Origin of the sequence: Streptomyces sp. FIT100, assembly GCF_024584805.1 — a bacterium.
GTDB lineage: Bacteria > Actinomycetota > Actinomycetes > Streptomycetales > Streptomycetaceae > Streptomyces.
On the sequence record NZ_CP075715.1, the window covers coordinates 300,259 to 318,900 of the forward strand.

At 72.8% G+C, this 18,642-nt stretch carries 13 protein-coding genes; 7 read left to right on the plus strand and 6 right to left on the minus strand.

Annotation, left to right across the window (positions count from 1 at the left end):
* Positions 1-82 precede the first annotated feature (82 nt).
* The 3 genes from KK483_RS01150 (at position 83) to KK483_RS01160 (ending at position 3,251) form a co-directional block, all read left to right on the plus strand.
* Positions 83-1,132 (plus strand): iron ABC transporter permease, encoded by a 1,050-nt coding sequence (locus KK483_RS01150; protein ID WP_262002960.1) that lies wholly within the window; start codon positions 83-85, stop codon positions 1,130-1,132.
* A 45-nt stretch (positions 1,133-1,177) separates the two neighbouring features.
* Positions 1,178-2,323: an iron chelate uptake ABC transporter family permease subunit gene (locus tag KK483_RS01155; RefSeq protein WP_262002962.1), complete on the plus strand. Its 1,146-nt coding sequence runs from the start codon at positions 1,178-1,180 to the stop codon at positions 2,321-2,323.
* A gap of 64 nt (positions 2,324-2,387) precedes the next feature.
* Positions 2,388-3,251, plus strand: a complete 864-nt coding sequence (locus KK483_RS01160; protein ID WP_262009292.1) for an ABC transporter ATP-binding protein — start codon at positions 2,388-2,390, stop codon at positions 3,249-3,251.
* Between the two features lie 58 nt (positions 3,252-3,309).
* On the opposite strand, the gene KK483_RS01165 is transcribed toward KK483_RS01160, so the two are convergent.
* A complete protein-coding gene (locus tag KK483_RS01165; RefSeq protein WP_262002963.1) occupies positions 3,310-4,257 on the minus strand; it encodes a methionyl-tRNA formyltransferase in 948 nt (315 codons plus the stop codon).
* Positions 4,258-4,303: 46 nt separating this feature from the next.
* Here KK483_RS01165 and KK483_RS01170 point away from each other — a divergent pair, with 46 nt between their 5' ends.
* Entirely contained in the window at positions 4,304-5,653 is a 1,350-nt protein-coding gene (locus KK483_RS01170) for a lysine N(6)-hydroxylase/L-ornithine N(5)-oxygenase family protein (RefSeq protein ID WP_262002965.1), read from the plus strand.
* Between the two features lie 31 nt (positions 5,654-5,684).
* On the opposite strand, the gene KK483_RS01175 is transcribed toward KK483_RS01170, so the two are convergent.
* The 3 genes from KK483_RS01175 to KK483_RS01185 all read right to left on the minus strand — a co-directional run bounded on the left by KK483_RS01175 (position 5,685) and on the right by KK483_RS01185 (position 9,450).
* Positions 5,685-6,362 (minus strand): class I SAM-dependent methyltransferase, encoded by a 678-nt coding sequence (locus KK483_RS01175; protein WP_262002966.1) that lies wholly within the window; start codon positions 6,360-6,362, stop codon positions 5,685-5,687.
* Positions 6,363-6,529: 167 nt separating this feature from the next.
* The gene (locus KK483_RS01180; RefSeq protein WP_262002967.1) at positions 6,530-8,185 is read right to left on the minus strand and encodes a glycoside hydrolase family 13 protein; all 1,656 of its coding nucleotides are present in this window, start codon (positions 8,183-8,185) and stop codon (positions 6,530-6,532) included.
* A 62-nt stretch (positions 8,186-8,247) separates the two neighbouring features.
* Positions 8,248-9,450, minus strand: coding sequence for an ROK family transcriptional regulator (locus tag KK483_RS01185; RefSeq protein ID WP_262002968.1), 1,203 nt, complete (start codon positions 9,448-9,450; stop codon positions 8,248-8,250).
* A 344-nt stretch (positions 9,451-9,794) separates the two neighbouring features.
* Between KK483_RS01185 and KK483_RS01190 the strand changes: the two genes are divergently transcribed.
* Entirely contained in the window at positions 9,795-11,369 is a 1,575-nt protein-coding gene (locus tag KK483_RS01190) for an alkaline phosphatase (RefSeq protein ID WP_262002969.1), read from the plus strand.
* A gap of 53 nt (positions 11,370-11,422) precedes the next feature.
* Here the strand turns inward: KK483_RS01190 and KK483_RS01195 are convergent, their stop codons facing one another.
* Positions 11,423-11,665, minus strand: coding sequence for a hypothetical protein (locus KK483_RS01195; protein ID WP_262002971.1), 243 nt, complete (start codon positions 11,663-11,665; stop codon positions 11,423-11,425).
* A 214-nt stretch (positions 11,666-11,879) separates the two neighbouring features.
* Entirely contained in the window at positions 11,880-14,075 is a 2,196-nt protein-coding gene (locus KK483_RS01200; RefSeq protein ID WP_262002972.1) for an endo-beta-N-acetylglucosaminidase, read from the minus strand.
* A 159-nt stretch (positions 14,076-14,234) separates the two neighbouring features.
* Here KK483_RS01200 and KK483_RS01205 point away from each other — a divergent pair, with 159 nt between their 5' ends.
* Together KK483_RS01205 and KK483_RS01210 are read left to right on the plus strand one after the other, a co-directional pair.
* Positions 14,235-15,290: a LacI family DNA-binding transcriptional regulator gene (locus KK483_RS01205; protein ID WP_262002974.1), complete on the plus strand. Its 1,056-nt coding sequence runs from the start codon at positions 14,235-14,237 to the stop codon at positions 15,288-15,290.
* 168 nt (positions 15,291-15,458) lie between these two features.
* Entirely contained in the window at positions 15,459-18,608 is a 3,150-nt protein-coding gene (locus KK483_RS01210) for an alpha-mannosidase (protein WP_262002975.1), read from the plus strand.
* Positions 18,609-18,642 lie beyond the last annotated feature (34 nt).

The following is an 18,642-nucleotide window of genomic DNA, read 5'->3' on the forward strand; positions in this document are numbered from 1 at the left end:
CCTGTGGCTATGGTGGGACGGCGACGGGCCGCGTCCCGTCGTGACGCCGGTGTGAAGACCGCTCCGACCGAAGGAAGTTGACGTGGGGACCTCGACGGCCTCGGTGGTCCGGGCGGCGCCTGTGCCCCGCGCGGTGCTCCTGCTCGCGCTGTCCGGCGCGGTGCTCCTCGCGCTGTGCGCCCTGTCCATGGCGTTCGGGGCGCTCGGCGTCCCGCTCGGCGAGGTCTGGGACACACTGCTCGGCAACGCGCCCAGCAGCCGCGTCGAGAACGTGATCTGGTCCGTACGCCTCCCGCGCACCGCGCTCGGCCTCGCGACCGGAGCCGCCCTGGGCCTCTCGGGGGCGCTGATGCAGGCGCTGACCCGCAACCCGCTGGCCGACCCCGGCATCCTGGGCGTCAGCGCGGGCGCGGCCTTCGCCGTCGTGCTCTCCGTCGGCGTGCTCGGCATCGGCTCCGTGTACGGCTACATCTGGTTCGCCTTCGCCGGTGCGCTGGGCGCCAGCGTCCTGGTCCATCTCCTGGGCGGGCTCGGCCGGTCCGGATACACGCCGGTCAAACTCGCCCTGGCCGGGGTCGCCGTGACCTCGCTGCTCTTCTCGCTGACCAGCGCCGTCGCGCTCACCGACCCCGATGCGCTCAACCGCTACCGCTTCTGGTCGGCGGGCTCGCTCGCCAGTCAGAACGAGGAAGTCCTGCTGCGCGTCCTGCCGTTCCTCGTGGTCGGCGCCATGCTCGCCCTCGCCTGCGCGCCCGGCCTCAACAGCCTCGCGCTCGGCGACGACGTCGCGAAGTCCCTGGGGCTCAGGCTCGGGCTGGTCCGCGTCCAGGGGGTGCTGGCCGTCACGCTGCTCACCGGCGGGGCGGTCGCCGTGATCGGACCCGTCGTCTTCGTCGGCCTGGTCGTCCCGCACATCGCCCGGGTCCTCGCGCACTACGCCGGCATCGGCCCGGACCACCGCTGGCTGCTGCCCCTGTCGGCGGTGCTCGCCCCCGGTCTGCTGCTGGCCGCGGACATCGCCGGGCGGCTGATCGCCCGGCCCGTCGAGATCCAGGCCGGCATCCTGGTCGCCTTCGTCGGCGGCCCGTTCTTCATCGCGATGGTCCGCCGCCGGCGGCTCGCGGAGCAGTGAGCCCATGACGACCCGTACGCGCGCCGGAAGCGGAGCTGTGAGCCGATGACGACCGAACTCGCGCCAGGACCGGACCGGGAGCACCCGGGCCACCGACAACACGGGGCGGATGCGGACCGCTCCGCGGGGCGGATCCCCGTGCGCCGCGCCGCCGGCCGGATCGCGTTCCGGCTGTCCGTCCCGCCCGTCTCGGGTGTGCTGCGGCCCCGGCTCGGGGGCGTGTGCCTGGGGCTCGCGGCCACCGCCTTCCTGCTGTTCTGCGTGGAGGCCGCGGTCGGGGACATCCCCCTGCCGCTCGGCGACGTGATGCGGGCCGTCGTGGGCGCGGGCGATCCCGGCACCCGGCTCATCGTCCATGAACTGCGCCTGCCGAGGGCCCTGGCGGGACTGCTCGTCGGCATCGCCTTCGGTATCTCGGGGGCCCTGCTCCAGACCATCACGCTCAACCCGCTCGCCAGCCCGGACATGATGGGCATCACCCAGGGCGCCGGCACGGCGGTGGTCGCGGGCATCGTCCTCGGCTGGGACGCGGGCCTGAGCACCCAGGCCCTCGGCCTGGTGGGCGCGCTGGTGGCGGCCCTGCTGGTGTACGTGCTCGCCTGGCAGCGGGGCACCACCGGCTACCGGATCGTGCTGGTCGGCGTCGGCGTGGCCTGGATCTGCACCAGCGCCACCGACTACCTGATGGCCCGTGGCGCGCGCTTCCAGGCCCAGGCGGCGCTCGGCTGGCTCGTCGGCAACCTCAACGGGCGTACCTGGCAGCAGATCACGCCGCTCGCCGCGACCATGGCCGTGCTGGTGCCGGCGGCGCTGCTGCTCGGACGGCTGATGCGCACCCTGCAGCTCGGCGACGACGTCGCCCGGGGCCTGGGGACGCGTGTGCAGGCCGTCCGGATGGCGGTGCTCCTCGCGGCGGTCGGTCTGGTGGCCTTCGGGACGGCGACCGCAGGCCCGGTCGCGTTCGTGGCGCTCGCCGCGCCCCAGGTCGCCCAGCGGCTGGCCGGCACCGCCGCCCCGCCGCCCGTGACGGCGGGGCTGACCGGGGCCGTGATGGTGCTCGTGTCCGATCTGATCGCCCGGAAGGCCCTGCCGGCCACGGAACTTCCGGTCGGGGTCGTCACCGGGGTGCTCGGCGCTCCGGTACTGCTGTGGCTGCTCGTCCGCGCCAACCGTGCCGGCTCAGGAGGCTGAAACCGTGTCATCGACGTACGACGCTCCCCTCGATGCTCCCCCGGCCGCCGGTCTCGACGGTGGGATCGACGGTGAACCCGACGGGACGGTCGAAGGGCCCGATCTGCGGGCCGAGGGGCTGTGCCTGGCATACGGCGACCGGATCGTGGTCGAGGATCTCGACGTGGTGATCCCCTCCGGCCGGATCACGGCGGTCGTCGGCGCGAACGCCTGCGGCAAGTCCACGCTGCTGCGCGCCCTCGCCCGGCTGCTGGCACCCAGGTCGGGTGCCGTGCACCTCGACGGGCGCTCGGTCCACACGATCCCCACCCGCCGGCTCGCGCAGCGCCTCGGGATCCTGCCGCAGTCCCCCGTCGCGCCGGAGGGGCTGACCGTCATCGACCTGGTGGGGCGCGGCCGTTCACCGCACCAGACCTGGTGGCGGCAGTGGTCGTCCGCCGACGAGCGGGCCGTCCACGAGGCGCTGCGGGCCACGGCGATGAGCGACCTCGCGCACCGGCCCGTCGACGAGCTGTCCGGCGGCCAGCGCCAGCGTGCCTGGATCGCCATGGCGGTCGCCCAGGGCACGCCGGTGATGCTGCTTGACGAGCCGACGACCTATCTCGACCTGGCGCACCAGATCGACGTCCTGGACCTGATCGCCGACCTCAACCGGCAGCAGGGCCGCACGATCGTGATGGTGCTGCACGATCTCAACCAGGCCTGCCGGTACGCCGATCACCTCATCGCCATGAAGGGCGGCCGCATCGCCGGCGAGGGCGCCCCCGCCGACGTGATCACCGCCGCGATGGTGGAGGACGTCTTCGGGCTGCGCTGCATGGTCGGCGAGGACCCGGTCAGCGGGACGCCGATGGTCGTGCCGATGGGCCGTCACCACGGAGCCCCGGACCCGTCAGCCGCCGTGCCCCTCGCGGGCGCCGGCGGCTGACGAGCACGGACACGGATCACGGTTCACGGATCACGGTTCACGCATCACGGATCACGGTTCATGGGCGGGCGGTCAGATACCCGCCCATGGTGCGGAAGTAGTCGGTGGCGGCGTGCTCGCTGCCGTCCTCGGTCCGCACCCGCCTGACCACCAGTCCGGGAAGCCGCCCCGAGCGCGCCTCGGCGCCCGCGACGATGACGACGCCGTCGCCCTCGCGGATGAAGATCCGGCCCGGTGTGCCCCCGTAGCGGCCCTCGGAGACGGTGGCCGAGACGATCCGTATGCGCGCGCCGCGGTGGTGTGTGAAGGCGTTCGGATACGGGTCCGACTGGGCGCGCACGAAGCGCTCCAGGTCCTGCGCGGGCCACGCCCAGTCGATCCTGCTGTCCTCGACGGAGCGCTTGTGGAAGAAGCTCGACCGCGAGCGGTCCTGGGGGGTCCACACGGCCCTGCCGGACGCGATGAGCTCCAGGGCGTCCGTCACGATCGGTCCGATGAGACCGACCGTGCGGTGGAACAGGTCCGTCGCGGTGTCCTCCGGCCCGACGGGCACCGCGCGCTGGAGCAGGATGTCGCCCATGTCGAGCTCGCCGTCCATGCGGTGGGCCGTGACGCCTACCTCCTTCTCGCCGTTGATGAGCGCCCAGATCAGCGGCGAGAAGCCGGCGTAGGCCGGCAGCAGCGAGTCGTGGACGTTGAGCGTGCCGTGGGACGGCAGGTCGAAGATCTCGGGCGGCAGCCATGTCCGCCAGTTGTTCGCCACGATGAGGTCCGGCCCGGCGTCCCGGAGTGCGCCGAGCAGTTCCTCGTCGCCCGGCCGGTTGCGCAACAGCACGGGCACACCGTGCTTTTCCGCGAGGTCGGCGACCGAGTCGCTCCAGATCCGCTCGTACGCATGGTCACTCCTGGGGTGGGTGACGACCAGCGCGACCTCGTGCCCGGAGTCCAGCAACGCCTGCAGCGTCCGGTGTCCCCAGGTCTGGTAGCCGAACATGACGACCCGCATATGAGCCCTCCTCCGCCATTGCAAGGTAAGGCTTACCTTATCTAACATGAGCCTGCTTAGGGGAGGCGATGACGCGGTGACGACACTGCAGAGCGGGCCGGACTCCATCTACGACGTTGTGGGCATCGGCTTCGGCCCATCGAACCTGGCACTCGCGATCGCGCTGCACGAGCGCACCGCGCGGTCGCTCGGCCGGGACGAGGTCCGCGCCGGATTCCTCGAGAGACAACCGCGGTTCGGCTGGCACCGCGGCATGCTCATCGACGACGCCACCATGCAGGTGTCCTTCCTCAAGGACCTGGTGACCATGCGCGACCCGACCAGCGACTTCAGCTTCCTGTGCTATCTGCGCGAGCGCGGGCGGCTGGTGGACTTCCTCAACCAGAAGACGCTCTTCCCGCTGCGCGTCGAGTTCCACGACTACTTCGAGTGGGCGGCCGCACGCGTCGCGCACCTCGTGGAGTACTCCGCCGAGGTCGTCTCCGTACGGCCCGTCACCGAGGAGGGCGAGGTCCGCTGGTTCGACGTCACGAGCCGCGACCCCGCCGCCCCCGACCGGCTGACCGTCCGCCGCACCCGCAGCATCTGCGTGGCCACCGGTCTTGAGCCGCACCTGCCGCCCGACGCCGTCCGCTCGGAACGCGTCCTGCACAACAGCGAGTTGCTGCCCCGGGTCGGTGAACTGCTGCGCTCCGGCACACCGATACGCCGCGCCGTCGTGCTCGGCGCCGGCCAGAGCGCCGCGGAGGCGGTCGACTACCTCCACCGCAGCTTCCCCGACGCCGAGGTCTGCTCCGTCTTCGCCAAGTACGGCTACACACCGGCCGACGACAGCCCGTTCGCCAACCGGATCTTCGACCCGGAGGCCGTCGACCTCTACTACGGTGCGCCGCGCGAGGTGAAGCAGTCGCTGTTCGACTACCACCGCTCCACCAACTACTCGGTCGTCGACATGGACCTGATCGAGGCCCTGTCCCGGACGATGTACCAGGAGAAGGTCCAGGGCCGGCAGCGGCTGAGGATGATGAACGTCTCCCGCCTGCGCGAGGTCGAGGTCCGCGCGGACGAGGTCCGGGTGACGGTGGAGTTCCTGCCGACGGGCGAGCGCCAGGAGCTCGCCGCCGATCTCCTCGTCTACGCGACCGGGTACCAGCCCCAGGGCATCGGCGACAACCTCGGCGAGGTCGTCAAACTCTGCCTCCGCGACGAGGAGGACGCCCTTCGCGTCGGCCGCGACCACCGCGTGGCGACGAGCCCGAACGTCACCGCGGACATCTACCTCCAGGGCGGTACGGAACACACCCACGGCCTCACGTCGACCCTGCTGTCGACGACCGCGGTGCGGGCCGGCGAGATCAGCTCCTCCCTCCTGGCCGGCCGCCTCGCCGACAGGTGACGGGCCCCGCCCGGGGCGCGTACGGCCCGTGTCATCGGGCCTTGCGCGCCCGGGCGGCCATCACGATCGGGGTGGGCGCGCCCTGCTCGGCGAACCGTTCGGGCACGAGTCCGGCGTCGAGGACGGCGTTCAGCAGCGCGGCCAGCGGCAGGTGCGTGGCCCCGACCTTCGCGCGTACTCCCCTGTCCGACCACGACTTCCTCGTCCAGGTGCCGTCGAGATAGCCGCGGCCGACGACGACGGCGTCGGGGTCGCCGCGGTCGGCGAAGCCTCCGCAGAAGCAGGGATGGACGCCGGCGTGCACGAACACTCCGCCGGGTCGGAGCACCCGGGCGGCCTCGCGGAGCACCGCCGGGTAGTCGGGCATGTCGGTGTGCACCATCATCATGATCACCGCCGGAACGGAGTCGTCGCGGACGGGCAGCCGCGCGGCGTCGGCCCGCGCCACGGGCAGGCGTCCGCGCGCGTGGCGCAGCATTCCGTCGGACAGGTCCACTCCGACCGGTGTCCAGCCGAGGTCACGGACACGGGCGGCGTGGACGCCGGTGCCGCAGCCGATCTCCAGGCAGGGTCCCGCGCCTTCGCCGAGCAGTTCGTCGAGCAGCGGGCCGAGGCGGCGGGGATTCCCGTCCGTCGCCTCGGCGCCGGGCCCGAGGAAGTCCCGCTCGTACCAGTCCGCGATCGCGTCGTACGCCGCCGTGGATGCCATCCGCCGGTCCCTGGTCCCCTCGTCGCCGGTGGGCGGGCGACGGCCGCTGCGGGGGCCGACGGTGTCGTGCCGTCCGCGGTCCGGTGGGCGGCCGTCGCCCCGTCACCCTGCCCGGCGGGCGTGCCCGCACCCGGGATTTCGCGTGCGGCTGAACCGGGCGGCGCCGCTCACTCGGTGCGGAGCCAGGCTGCGGTGTCCGGGGGCAGGAGGCCCCGGTCGAGAGGGGAGCTGGTGAGGAGCGGTGTGGTGTGGCCGGGGAGCTCGACAGGGGTGTCGGAGAGGTTGACGACGCAGACGAAGCCGGATCCGCGGGAGAAGGCGAGCACACCGTCGGCGGCGGGGAGCCAGGCCATCGGCCCGTCGCCGAGGGCCGGTTCGGTGCGGCGGACGCGGAGCGCCGTGCGGTAGAGCTCCAGCATGGAGTCCGGGTCGCCGGTCTCGGCGGCCACGGTGTGGTCCTTCCAGGCCGGCGGCTGCGGCAGCCATGGCTCGGTGCCGATGTCGGTGCTGGTGCCGGTGCCCTCCGGGCTGAAGCCGAACGGTGTCCCGTCGCCCTCCCAGGGCAGGGGTACACGGCAGCCGTCGCGGCCGGGGTCGGTCCCGCCGGACTGCTGCACGGCGGGGTCCTGGCGCAGGTGGAGGGGGATGTCCTCGACCTCCCACAGGCCGAGCTCCTCGCCCTGGTACACGTAGACGCTGCCCGGCAGGGCGAAGCTGAGCAGGGCTGCGGCGCGGGCGCGGCGGGTGCCGAGTTCGAGGTCGACGGGGACGGGCTGCTGCCGATCGGTGAACGAGGTGTCGGCGCGACCGTAGCGGGTGACGACGCGGGTGGCGTCGTGGCTGCCGAGCACCCAGGTGGCCGGGGCGCCGACGGGGGCGTGCTGGGCGAGCGTCTCGTCGATGACACCGCGCAGTGCGGCCGCGTCCCACGGGGACTGCATGTAGGGGAAGTTGAAGCCGGTGTGCAGCTCGTCCGCCCGCAGGTAGCGGGGCAGGGACTCCGGCGGGACCCACAGTTCGCCTACGAAGGCCCGCTCGCCCTCGTAGGAGTCGGCGATCCGCCGCCAGGAGCGGTAGATCTCGTGGACCTCGGGCCGGTCCGCGTCCGGTGCGGGCGCCCCCTCGGGCAGGGTCGCCTTGTCGGGCAGCCCTTCCTGCTTGATCAGCAGCGAGGCGACGTCGATACGGAAGCCGTCGACCCCGCGGTCGAGCCAGAACCGCAGGACGGACTCGAACTCCTCGCGCACCTCCGGGCGGTCCCAGTTCCAGTCGGGCTGCTCGGGGGCGAACATGTGCAGATACCACTCTCCCTCAGAGGCTTCGCCCTGGGAGGTGCCCCCATCGTCGGCCCTCGTCCACGCCGGGCCGCCGAAGCACGACTGCCAGTCGTTGGGGGGCAGTTCGCCGGCCTCGCCCTTGCCGGGGCGGAAGTGGAAGAGCTCGCGCACCGGCGAGCCGGGACCCGCGAGCAGCGCAGCCCGGAACCACGGATGCCGGTCCGAGCAGTGGTTCGGCACCATGTCGACGATGATCCGCAGGCCCAGCTCATGGGCCTCGGCGATCAGCGCCTCGGCCTCTTCGAGGGTGCCGAAGAGCGGGTCGATGTCGCGGTAGTCGGCGACGTCGTACCCGGCGTCGGCCATCGGCGAGACGTACCACGGCGAGATCCACACGGCGTCCACGCCCAGGTCCCGCAGGTGCGGAAGCCGGGCGCGGATTCCGGCGATGTCGCCGATGCCGTCACCGTTCCCGTCGGCGTAACTGCGCGGGTAGATCTGGTAGATGGCGGCGCTGCGCCACCACTCACGGTGGTTGTCGGACATGTGTGACCCTCGGTTCTGTCGGGGGCGGGGAGCCCGGTGCGGTGTCGTTCAGGGGGTGCTCATCAGGTCGTGGGTGCGGCACCGGCCGGCCGAAGGGCGCCGACGAAGATGCCCTGCAAGGCGACGGTGGCGGCGCCGCGGGCCCATGCTTCGTCGGACAGCGGGCGCGTGACGAGTTCGTAGTCGTCGGCCGGCAGCAGGGTGCGGGCGGTGAACGTCTCGCGCAGGCTGTTCATGAACAGGTCGGAGGCGACGAGCCCTTCACCCGAGATGACGATCCGCTCGGGGTTGACGAGGTTGGCCAGCGCCGCGATGCCGGAGCCCAGGGCGGCGCCGGCCCGCATGAACGCCAGGAACGCGGCCGCGTCCCCCGCGCGGGCCAGCTCCACCGCGGCGGCGATGTCGAGCCCGGCCGGCCCGCCCGTCTCCGCGATCGCGGCGAGGATCGCCGGGTCGGACGCGATGGTCTCCACACAGCCGCGGTTGCCGCACCGGCAGAGCCGTCCGCCGGGTTCGACCATGACGTGGCCCACTTCCCCGGCCGCGCCGCGGGCGCCGCGCATGAGCTTTCCGTCGAGGACGAGCGCGCCGCCCACGCCGGCCCCGAGCGTCACGACGGCGAACCAGGGCACGTCCACGCCGACGCCGAACCACTGCTCCGTGACGGCGAGCGCGTTGACGTCGTTCTCGATGACGGTGTGCAGGCCCGTACTCTCCTCCAGCAGCCAGGCCAGGGGGACGTCGCTCCAGCCGAGCATGGCCGAGGTGCGCAGCACCTGCCGGTCGGGGTCGACCTGCCCGCCGAGGGCGACGCCCAGGTCGAAGGTGCGCTCGGCGAACGAGGCGTCCTCTTCCAGGAGCCGGCCGACGAGTTCGGCGATGCGGGCCACCACGTCGGGGACGGCCCCCGAGCCCAGGGTCACCCGGTGCTCCGCCCGCACCTTGCCTGCGAGGTCGACGACCACGCCGACGGCCTCCCGTTCGGTGACCTTGGCGCCGACGGCGAAACGGCGGTCCGGGCAGATGTGCAGCGGCACCCGCGGCCGCCCCGGGCCGCCCGGGCTGCCCTCCTGCTCGGCGACGTATCCGGCCTCGATCATCGGTGCCACGGCCTTGGTGACCGTCGCCTGCGAGAGGCCCGTCAACCGGGCTATCTCGCTGCGGGCGATGGGGCCCTTGGTGACGATCGCACCGAAGACGGCGGCCCTGTTCCGATCGCGTACGACGTATCGGTCCTCGCGGACCGCGCCGTGCGGCGCCGCCATCCCCCACCACCCCACCCTTGGCTGCTGACTGCCGGCCGGCGGCCCCCGGCTCGCGGGCGGGCCGGGGCCACACGGGAGCATTCCCTAGTTTCTTTCCTGCGTCAAGAAACAGTTCGCGGCGCTTCGGCGCACCGCCGCCACTGAGTCCCCATCAGGTCCCGTTCCCCGTGGGGCCACCGCCCGTTCCGCCGGACTCAACGCGGCAGCGGCCGTCGACACATATCGATGGTGCGTTCACGCATTTCTCCACCGCGAGCCATGTTCCGGGAGTTCGGGCGCCACCCACGGAGCCAATGGTGCTGACGGTTTCCACCGTCGGCACGAGAGGACTCCCCGTGGACCCCATGGCCGTACACACCCTGTCCCGACGCCAGGTCTTCGGCTACGGCACCGCCGGTGCCGCGGCCCTGATGCTCGGCACCGGCGCGTGGAGCACCGACTCCGCGCTCGCCGCGCCCGTCCTGACCGGCAATCCCTTCTCGCTCGGCGTGGCCTCCGGCGACCCGCTGCCCGACGGCGTGGTGCTGTGGACGCGCCTGGCCCCCGACCCCTTCGCCGAGGACGGCAAGGGCGGCATGCCCGCCGCGCCCGTGCGGGTCCAGTACGAGATGGCCGAGGACGAGCGGTTCCGCCGCGTGGTGCGCCGCGGCAGCGTCGTCGCCACGCCCGAACTCGCCCACTCCGTGCACCCCGAGATCCACGGACTGCGCCCCGACCGCGTCTACTTCTACCGCTTCCGCGCCGCCGGCCACCTCTCCCCCACCGGGCGCACCAGGACGACCCCCGCGGCCGGATCCGACCCGCGCGAGCTCACCTTCGCCTTCGCCTCCTGCCAGGCATGGCAGGACGGCTACTACACCGCCTACGAGCACATGGCGGCCGAGGACCTCGACCTGGTGGTGCATCTGGGCGACTACCTCTACGAGTACGGGGTCAAGACCAACAAGCGCGGTGTGACCACGGACCCCAGGTTCCACACCGAGACCGTCGACCTCGCCCGCTACCGCCTCCAGTACGGGCTGTACAAGACCGAGGCGCCGCTCCAGCAGGCCCACGCCAACTTCCCGTGGATCATGACCTTCGACGACCACGAGGTGGAGAACAACTGGGCCGACGAGATCTCCGAGAACAACGAGAACCCGGAGACGTTCATGCTGCGCCGGGCCACCGGCTTCCAGGCCCTGTACGAGCACGCCCCTCTGCGCCACACCCAGCTGCCCAAGGGCCCCGACGTCCAGATGTACCGCAGGCTGTCCTACGGCCGCCTCGCCGACTTCACGATGCTCGACACCCGCCAGTACCGCGACGACCAGCCCTGCGGCGACGGCGCGTCCGCGAACTGCACCGACCGCCTCGACCCGCAGCGCAGCCTGCTGGGGGCGCGCCAGCGCGACTGGGTGCTCAAGGGCTTCAGCCGCTCCCCCGCCCGCTGGCAGATCCTGGGCAACCAGGCCCCGATGGGCCAGACCGACCAGGACCCGGGGGCGGCCACCCTGGTCTGGCTGGACCCCTGGGACGGTTACGTCGCCGAGCGCAACCGCCTGCTCGCCGAGGCCGGCAGCCGCGGGGTGCGCAACCTCGTCGTCGTCACCGGCGACCGGCACCAGAACTACGCCTGGGACCTGAAGCGGGACTACGCCGACCCCGGATCACCCACCGTGGGCAGCGAGTTCGTCGGCACGTCTGTCACCAGCGGCGGCGACGGCGCCGACATGACGCCGCAGGGCGAGCAGTTCCTGGCGGCCAACCCGCACATGAAGTTCTTCAACTCCCAGCGCGGCTACGTACGTGTCCACGTCGACCGGGACCGCTGGACCAGCGACTTCCGTGTGCTGCCGTACGTCACCCGGCCCGGTGCACCGGTCAGCACCCGGGCCAGTGTCGTGGTCGAGGACGGCGTGCCGGGCGTGCAGGTCTGACACCGGGGCCGCGTCTTCGGCGAGTGACGCGGGGCGCCCGGCCGCGCCCCGCGTCACTCGCCGATGTCCAGCTCGGTCTTGTGCGACAGCCGCCGGTCGGTGAAGCACCGCCGGTACACGGGCGACCGCCCGTCCGCGGGGGTGCGGTAGCAGCGGCAGGCGCCGGTGCGGGGCGGCTCGGCGGGAACGCCGGCCGACTGGACCTCCTGCGCGGGCAGGCGGTCCTCCACCGACGACTGCCGCTCGCCGATGCGCAGTTGCTCGTACACCTTCTCGTATACCTTCTCGTCCGGCATGGAGCTCCGGCGGGAGCGTAGAGGTCGTTGGCGATCACCAGGAGCAGGAGGACGGCGGCGACCGCCGCGAGCTGCCGGCCGGTGCGGACCGGCTCGACGCGCCGGCGCACGTACTGGTCTGCCCGTATCCCAGGGCGAACGCCGCCCGGCCGCCACCGGGTACCACGGAAACGGGTCGCGGAAGGGCCGCCGGTCGCCCGGCGGCCCTCGGGGTTCACCAGGTCAGCCGCGTGTGCGCCGGCTCGCTGCGGCGGCCGGTCGGGGAGACCGCCTCCAGCTCCAGGCGCGCGGTGCCCGACTCGGCGCCGAGCGCCAGGGAGGGGACGCAGTACGCGCCGTCGAAGGTGCGTCCCAGCCACTCCCTGCCGCCGTCGGGGGTCCTGCGGAAGAGGTCGTAGTGGGCCACGCCCCGCGGGGCGAACTCCCAGCCGAGGTAGACGCTCGCGACATCGGCAGCGCGCACCACGCGGTCGACCGTGAACCCGGCGGGGGTGCGGGGAGCGCGCTCCCGCTCGTCGGCGGTCAGCCGCAGCTCGCCCAGGTTGACCGCGAGGTCCTGCGCCCCGTGCGCACCTGCCGTGAGCCCGACGCCGATGGCGGCGACCGTGCGGCCGGCCCAGCGGCCGAGTCCCCGCGTCCACCGGGTCCAGCCGGGGCCCGCCGCGTCCTCGACCGTCAGCCAGGTGGTCCCGGTGGGGTCGTCCGCGAAGACCAGCCCCACCGTGAGCTCCGCCGCCCCTCCGGAGCGCCGGTGCACGAGGCCGAGTGATGTGGTGGGCGTGAGGGTCAGGGCGGTCTTGTAGAGCCTGACGCCCGCGGACTCGCCCGGCTTCAGCGAGCCGGTGAGGCGCAGCGACGAGCCGCCGTCGTACGCGTCGGTGTGGTCGTAGTCCACCCGGACGGCGTCGGACGGCGCCCCGTCCCCGTCCCGGACCCACCACTGCCAGGTGGGCAGCAGGTCCTGGACGCCGATGTCGAACCAGGGCCGGTCGCCGGCCTGTTCGCCGTCGATGAAGAAGCGCTCGCCGGTGCCGGTGCAGAAGCGGGTCACGAACGGCAGCCGGCCGATCGGGGACTTCTCGACGATGTGGTGGGCCGTGCCGTCCCAGCCCCCCGGGTCGAGGGGCTTGCCGGTGTCGGGCTCGTGCGTGCGGCCGCTGCGCGAGGGGTCCTGCGCCGGTCCCGACCACAGCTGGCGTTCCCGGGTGTAGGCCGGTGCCTGCGCCGCGATGGTGCTCTTGTCGCCGGTGACGGTGGCCCACACCATCTCGGAGCCGAGGAAGGCCCAGCTGGTGCGGGGTTCACCGCCCTCGGGGAAGATCGCGGCGGGGTCGTACGGCTGCCCGAACTGGTACTTGCCGATCTCCTGGCCCGTGTAGACGGCCTCGAAGGGGTCGAGTCCGTGGGAGAGCGCGTGCTCCCGCGACGCCTTCACCTTGGCGTCGTTCCACCAGTAGTTGAGGAAGATGCTGGTGCTGATGCGCTGTCCGTCGGAGCCGACGACCCAGGGCGAGTTCACCGCGTTGAACTCGTTCTGGTAGTCGATCCCGCCGTCGACCGTGAGGGAGTCGTACCACTGCACGTGGAAGCCCTCGGGTGCCGTGCGCGCCAGATACGTCAGCATCTCCATCAGCGCCTCGGCCTGTTCGACCGGGATGACGGCTTCCTGGTTGATGAAGTAGCCGTCGAAGCCGAAGTACCCGGCCATCTCGATCAGTTTGTCGGCGACCGGGAAGGTGCCCTGCGGGGTCTTCTCGACGATCTCCGCGAAGTCCTCGGGGCGCGGCCAGAACCAGCAGCCGAGGCTGCGTACGCCGTTGCGGTGCGCGGCGTCGGTGTAGCCGGGGTTGGGCACGTTGATGAAGCCGTACGGGGGTTCCTCGACGTCGTGTCTGCCGTCGAGCGGCAGCCCGTGCCAGGACGCGTACAGGTCGGCGTACTGCCAGAAGCGCAGGGCGTACGCCTCGGCCACCGGGCCGTACGGGTAGCCCTCGGTCTCCCAGCCCGGCTGGACGTAGTCGTTGGCCAGGACCATGAGCCGCGGGCGGGGGTCGAGGCCGGGGTGGGCCTGGGTGGGCGCGAAGGGGGCGATCCGCGGGGCGAGGGGCACCCGGGAGCGCAGATAGCGCGCGTGGCGGTCGGTCTCGGGGCTCCATGCCTTCACCTGGGGGCCCGAGTAGCCGTGCATGAGGGGCGGCTCGGGGCCGAAGGCGGCCGGTGCCGCGAGGGCCCGGCCCGTGCCGGGGGCCGCCGCGAAGGCACTGCCCGCGGCCGTGAGCGGCAGGGCGGCGGCGACGGCTCCGGCCGTGCCGAGGTGCAGGAACCGGCGGCGGGGCAGCGGCACGGCGGCCCGCTCCCGGCCGTCCTGACGTGCTTGTGGCCGCGCGGAGTTGTGCTCGTGAGGAGACATGGCGCCCGAGACTAAAGCGCTAAAGTTGAGTTCTACAAGGGGTCGTGCCGGATCGTCGCCGCCGGTGCCGGAGACGCCCGGGCAACTGCCCGGGGCCACCGGATAGGCTGAACGGCCCCATACCGGACCGGCCCGGAACACGACCACATCGAGGCTTCCATGACGACCGAGGGGACCGCCGAGGGCCGCCGCCCCAGGCTCCGTGACATCGCCGAGCGGGTCGGCATCTCCGAAGCGGCGGCCTCGTTCGCGCTGAACGGGAAGCCGGGCGTCTCCGAGGCCACCAGGCGCCGGGTCCGCGAGGTGGCGGAGGAGCTCAAGTGGTCGCCGCACCAGGCGGCCCGCGCCCTCTCCGGCGCGGGCGCGTCGACCGTGGGCCTGGTCATCGCGCGCAGCATGCAGGACGTCGGCTCGGAGTTGTTCTTCCACCGCCTGATGTCGGGCATGCAGGCCGTGCTGAGCCGCCGGCACTACGGTCTGCTGCTCCAGGCGGTCGACTCGGTCCAGGAGGAGCTGGAGACGTACCGCCGCTGGAAGTCCGAACAGCGGGTCGACGGCGTGGTCCTGGTGGACCTGCGGCGCGACGACCCGCGCCCGGCCGCCCTCGTGGAGCTCGGACTGCCCGCGCTCATCGCGGGCGGCCCCGATCCCCTGGGCCTGGTGCCCTCGGTCTCGATCGACGACGCGGCGGCGATGACGGCGATCGTGCGGCACCTGAGGGACATGGGCCACGAGCGGATCGCCTATCTCTCCGGGCCGCCGTCCATGCTCCATGTCCACCGGCGGATCGAGGCGTTCGAGCGCGCGGGCGGCGAGCTGTCCCTCGGGCACTGCCGCGTCGAGTCGACCGACTTCTCCGCCGCGGCGGGCAGCTCGGTCACCGAGGCCGTGCTGCGCGCGCGTCCGCGTCCCACCGCGGTGATCTACGACAACGAGGTGCTGGCCGTCGCCGGGGTGGGGGCCGTGCGCAGGCTGTCGCTGCGCATCCCCGCCGATGTGGCGGTCGTCGTGTGGGAGGACACTCCCGTGTGCACGGCGTTGCAGCCCGAGTTGACCGCGCTCCAAAGGGACGCGGCGGGCTTCGGCGCGGATGTCGCGGAGCGGCTGCTGCGGCTGCTCGCCGGGGCCCCGGTGGCGGATTACGCGGAGCGGGTGCCGTCGCTGCTGGCCCGTGCGAGCACGCTCGGCGTGCGGGCGCACACGGAGCCCCGGTAGTCCGGCCGCCCCTCACCGTCCCCTCCCTGACCGGCAGTTGTGCGCGGGTCTTCCGCGGCTCCGCGGGGGTACGGATCCGGGAAAGCGGTTTCACCGAACCGTTGACGTGGCCAACTTAAGCGCCTTAGTGTCGCCAGCGCGCCGGCCCGGTCTACCGAGGGGAACACGATGCACACGGCACCGCGGAACACTCTGGACCGCCTGGAGCGCGTGCTGCGGCAGCGCCTCATCCCCCGGATCCACACCCGGCTGAGCGACGTCTCCGTCTGCGCGTGGGAGGTCGACGGCGACGGCGAACCGGTGCCGGCCGCCCACGCCCTGGGCCTCGGGCTCCTCCCGGGACGCCCGGCGCCCGCGTACAAGCCGTTCGCCGTCGGCGAGGACTGGGGGCCCACCTGGGGCACGACCTGGTTCCGTATCGACGGCACGATCCCTGACAACGCTGTCACAGCCGAACTGGCCCCGAGCCCCGTCGAGCTCGTCGTCGACCTCGGCTGGGCCGACCACTCGGTGGGCGGCCAGGCCGAGGGTCTGGTCCACCGCCCGGACGGCTCGGTCCTCAAGGCCGTGCACCCGCGCTGCGGCTGGGTGCGGCTCACCGGTCCCGGCGCCCCCGAGTCGCTGGTGCGCCCCGACGGCACCTTCACCGTCTACGTCGAAGCGGCGTCCAACCCGCTGCTGCTCGATGTCGTCCCGTTCATCGCCACCCGCCTCGGCGAGAAGGAGACCGCGGGCTCCGACCCCGGATACCGCCTGGTCCGCGCCGAGGTGTGCGCCTTCGACGCCGAACTGTGGGAGCTCGTACGGGACTTGGAGGTGGCCGGTGGACTGGCCGCCCAGGTGCCGCCGGAGGATCCCCGGCACTGGACACTGCTGCGCGCCATCGACACGGCCCTCGACGCCGCCGATCCGCAGGACCTGGCGGGCACGGTACCGGCCGCACGGGCGGCGCTCGCCGGAGAGCTCGCGAAGCCGGCGAGCGCCAGCGCGCACCGGCTGACCGCCGTCGGCCATGCCCACATCGACTCCGCCTGGCTGTGGCCGGTGCGCGAGACGGTCCGCAAGGTCGCCCGCACCGTGTCCAACGTACTGGACCTGATGGACACGGACCCCGGATTCGTCTACGCGATGTCGTCCGCCCAGCAGTTCAGCTGGCTGGAGGAGCACCGCCCCGAGCTCTTCGAGCGGGTACGCGCACGGGTGGCCGAGGGCCGGTTCATCCCGGTCGGCGGCATGTGGGTCGAGTCGGACACGACGATGCCGTCGGGCGAGTCGATGGTCCGTCAGTTCACTTATGGCAAGCGCTACTTCCAGGAGCGCTTCGGGATCGAGCCCGAGGAGGTCTGGCTGCCGGACTGCTTCGGCTACTCCGGAGCACTCCCCCAGCTGGCCCGGCTGGCCGGCTTCCGCTGGTTCCTCACCCAGAAGATCTCCTGGAACGACACGAACACCTTCCCCCACCACACCTTCCAGTGGGAGGGGATCGACGGCAGCCGGATCTTCACCCACTTTCCCCCCGTGGACACCTACGCCGCCGAGGTCACCGCGAAGGAACTCGGCCACGCGGTACGGAACTTCAAGGACAAGGGCGTCTCGTCGCACTCCCTCGTCCCCTTCGGCCACGGCGACGGCGGCGGCGGTCCGACCCGGGAGATGCTGGCGCGCGCCGCGCGCTTCGCGGACCTGGAGGGCGCCCCGACGGTGGACGTGCGCAGCCCGCGCGCCTTCTTCACCGAGGCGGAGGCCGAACTCGCCGGGAACGGCGGGGCGGCGGTGTGGGTGGGCGAGCTGTACCTGGAGCTGCACCGGGGCACGTTCACCTCGCAGCTCGCCATGAAGCAGGGCAACCGCCGCGCGGAGGCACTGCTGCGAACGGCCGAGTACCTGGCCACGGCCGCGGCCCTGCGCACCGGCGCCTACGCCTATCCCGAGGCCGAGCTGGCGGACATCTGGCGCACGGTGCTGCTCCACCAGTTCCACGACATCCTGCCCGGCTCCTCCATCTCCTGGGTGCACCGCGAGGCGCGGGCCACCTACCGGGCGCTGACCGAGCGCCTGGAGCGGCTGATCGGGCAGGCGTGCGCCGCGCTCGGTACGTCCGGTACGGCCGACTCGGGACGTCTCGTACCGCTGCCGTGGTCGGGGCGGGCCGCCTGGGCGCCGGTCCGCGCGGGCGAGGCCGCCGAAGCGGTGCGCCGGGAGCGGCCGGAGGACGGCTCCCATGTCCTCGACAACGGGCTGCTGCGTGTGGTCATCGACCCCCGAGGCCATGTGTCCTCGCTGGTGGACCGGGACAGCGGGCGCGAGCTGGTACCCGCGGGGCAGGTGCTCGGCGTGCTGCAGCTGCACCGCGACGAACCGGTGCGCTGGGACGCGTGGGACATCGACCGGGACGCCCGGCGCATGCGGACCGATCTGACCGAGCCGGATGCGATCGACGTGCCCGCCCTGGAGGGCGGCGCGGCCGGGGTGCGCGTGGTGCGCTCCACCGGGGCGTCGCGCATCGCGATGACCATCAGTCTCGCCCCCGGCTCACGGCAGCTCGATATGGAGCTGGACGTCGACTGGCACGAGTGCGAGCGGCTGCTGAAGGTCGCGCTGCCGCTGGCGGTGCACGCGACGAGCGCCCGCTACGAGACCCAGTTCGGCAGCGTCGAGCGGACCATCCACGAGAACACGTCGTGGGACGCCGCCCACTACGAGGTCTGCGCGCACCGCTATGTGCACCTCGCCGAGCCCGGCTTCGGGGCCGGTGTCGTCAACGACTCGTCGTACGGCTGCGACGTGACCCGCATCGGCGGCCCCGGCGGCGGCAGTGTCGTGCGCCTGTCGCTGCTGCGCGCGCCGACCTTCCCCGACCCGGAGACCGATCAGGGCGCGCACCGGATGCGCTGGGCGGTCGTGCCGTCGCCGGACATCGCCGCCACGGTCGCCGCCGGGTACGCGCTCAACTCCCCCGTGGTCGAGGGGCTTCCGGCGCTCGCTCCGCTCGTGGAGCTGACCGCGACCACGGGACTGCCCGTCATCGACACCGTCAAGCTCGCGGACGACGGCTCCGGCGATGTCGTCGTCCGTCTCCACGAGGCCGCGGGCGGGCGGGCCACCGCCGTGCTCCACTGCTCGGCCGACCTCGGCGACGCCCCGTCCGTGCGCGAGACCGACCTGCTGGAACGCGACCTCGACGCGACCAGCGGCATCCGGCGGGTGCTCCTGGCCCCGGGGCCGGCCGGCGCGGACGGCGGCGTTTCGGCCCGGGGGGCGCGTCTCGCCCTCGAACCGTTCCAGGTGGTCACGCTGCGGCTGCGCCGCTCGGTCTGACGACGCCCGGGAACCCGTCACACACAAGGGAGTT

Coding starts and splice junctions, on each gene's coding strand:
- KK483_RS01155 (WP_262002962.1), top strand. CDS start 1,178: ATGACGACCGAACTCGCGCCAGGACCGGACCGGGAGCACCCGGGCCAC.
- KK483_RS01165 (WP_262002963.1), bottom strand. CDS start 4,257: ATGCGGGTCGTCATGTTCGGCTACCAGACCTGGGGACACCGGACGCTG.
- KK483_RS01170 (WP_262002965.1), top strand. CDS start 4,304: ATGAGCCTGCTTAGGGGAGGCGATGACGCGGTGACGACACTGCAGAGC.
- KK483_RS01175 (WP_262002966.1), bottom strand. CDS start 6,362: ATGGCATCCACGGCGGCGTACGACGCGATCGCGGACTGGTACGAGCGG.
- KK483_RS01180 (WP_262002967.1), bottom strand. CDS start 8,185: ATGTCCGACAACCACCGTGAGTGGTGGCGCAGCGCCGCCATCTACCAG.
- KK483_RS01185 (WP_262002968.1), bottom strand. CDS start 9,450: ATGGCGGCGCCGCACGGCGCGGTCCGCGAGGACCGATACGTCGTACGC.
- KK483_RS01190 (WP_262002969.1), top strand. CDS start 9,795: ATGGCCGTACACACCCTGTCCCGACGCCAGGTCTTCGGCTACGGCACC.
- KK483_RS01195 (WP_262002971.1), bottom strand. CDS start 11,665: ATGCCGGACGAGAAGGTATACGAGAAGGTGTACGAGCAACTGCGCATC.
- KK483_RS01200 (WP_262002972.1), bottom strand. CDS start 14,075: ATGTCTCCTCACGAGCACAACTCCGCGCGGCCACAAGCACGTCAGGAC.
- KK483_RS01205 (WP_262002974.1), top strand. CDS start 14,235: ATGACGACCGAGGGGACCGCCGAGGGCCGCCGCCCCAGGCTCCGTGAC.
- KK483_RS01210 (WP_262002975.1), top strand. CDS start 15,459: ATGCACACGGCACCGCGGAACACTCTGGACCGCCTGGAGCGCGTGCTG.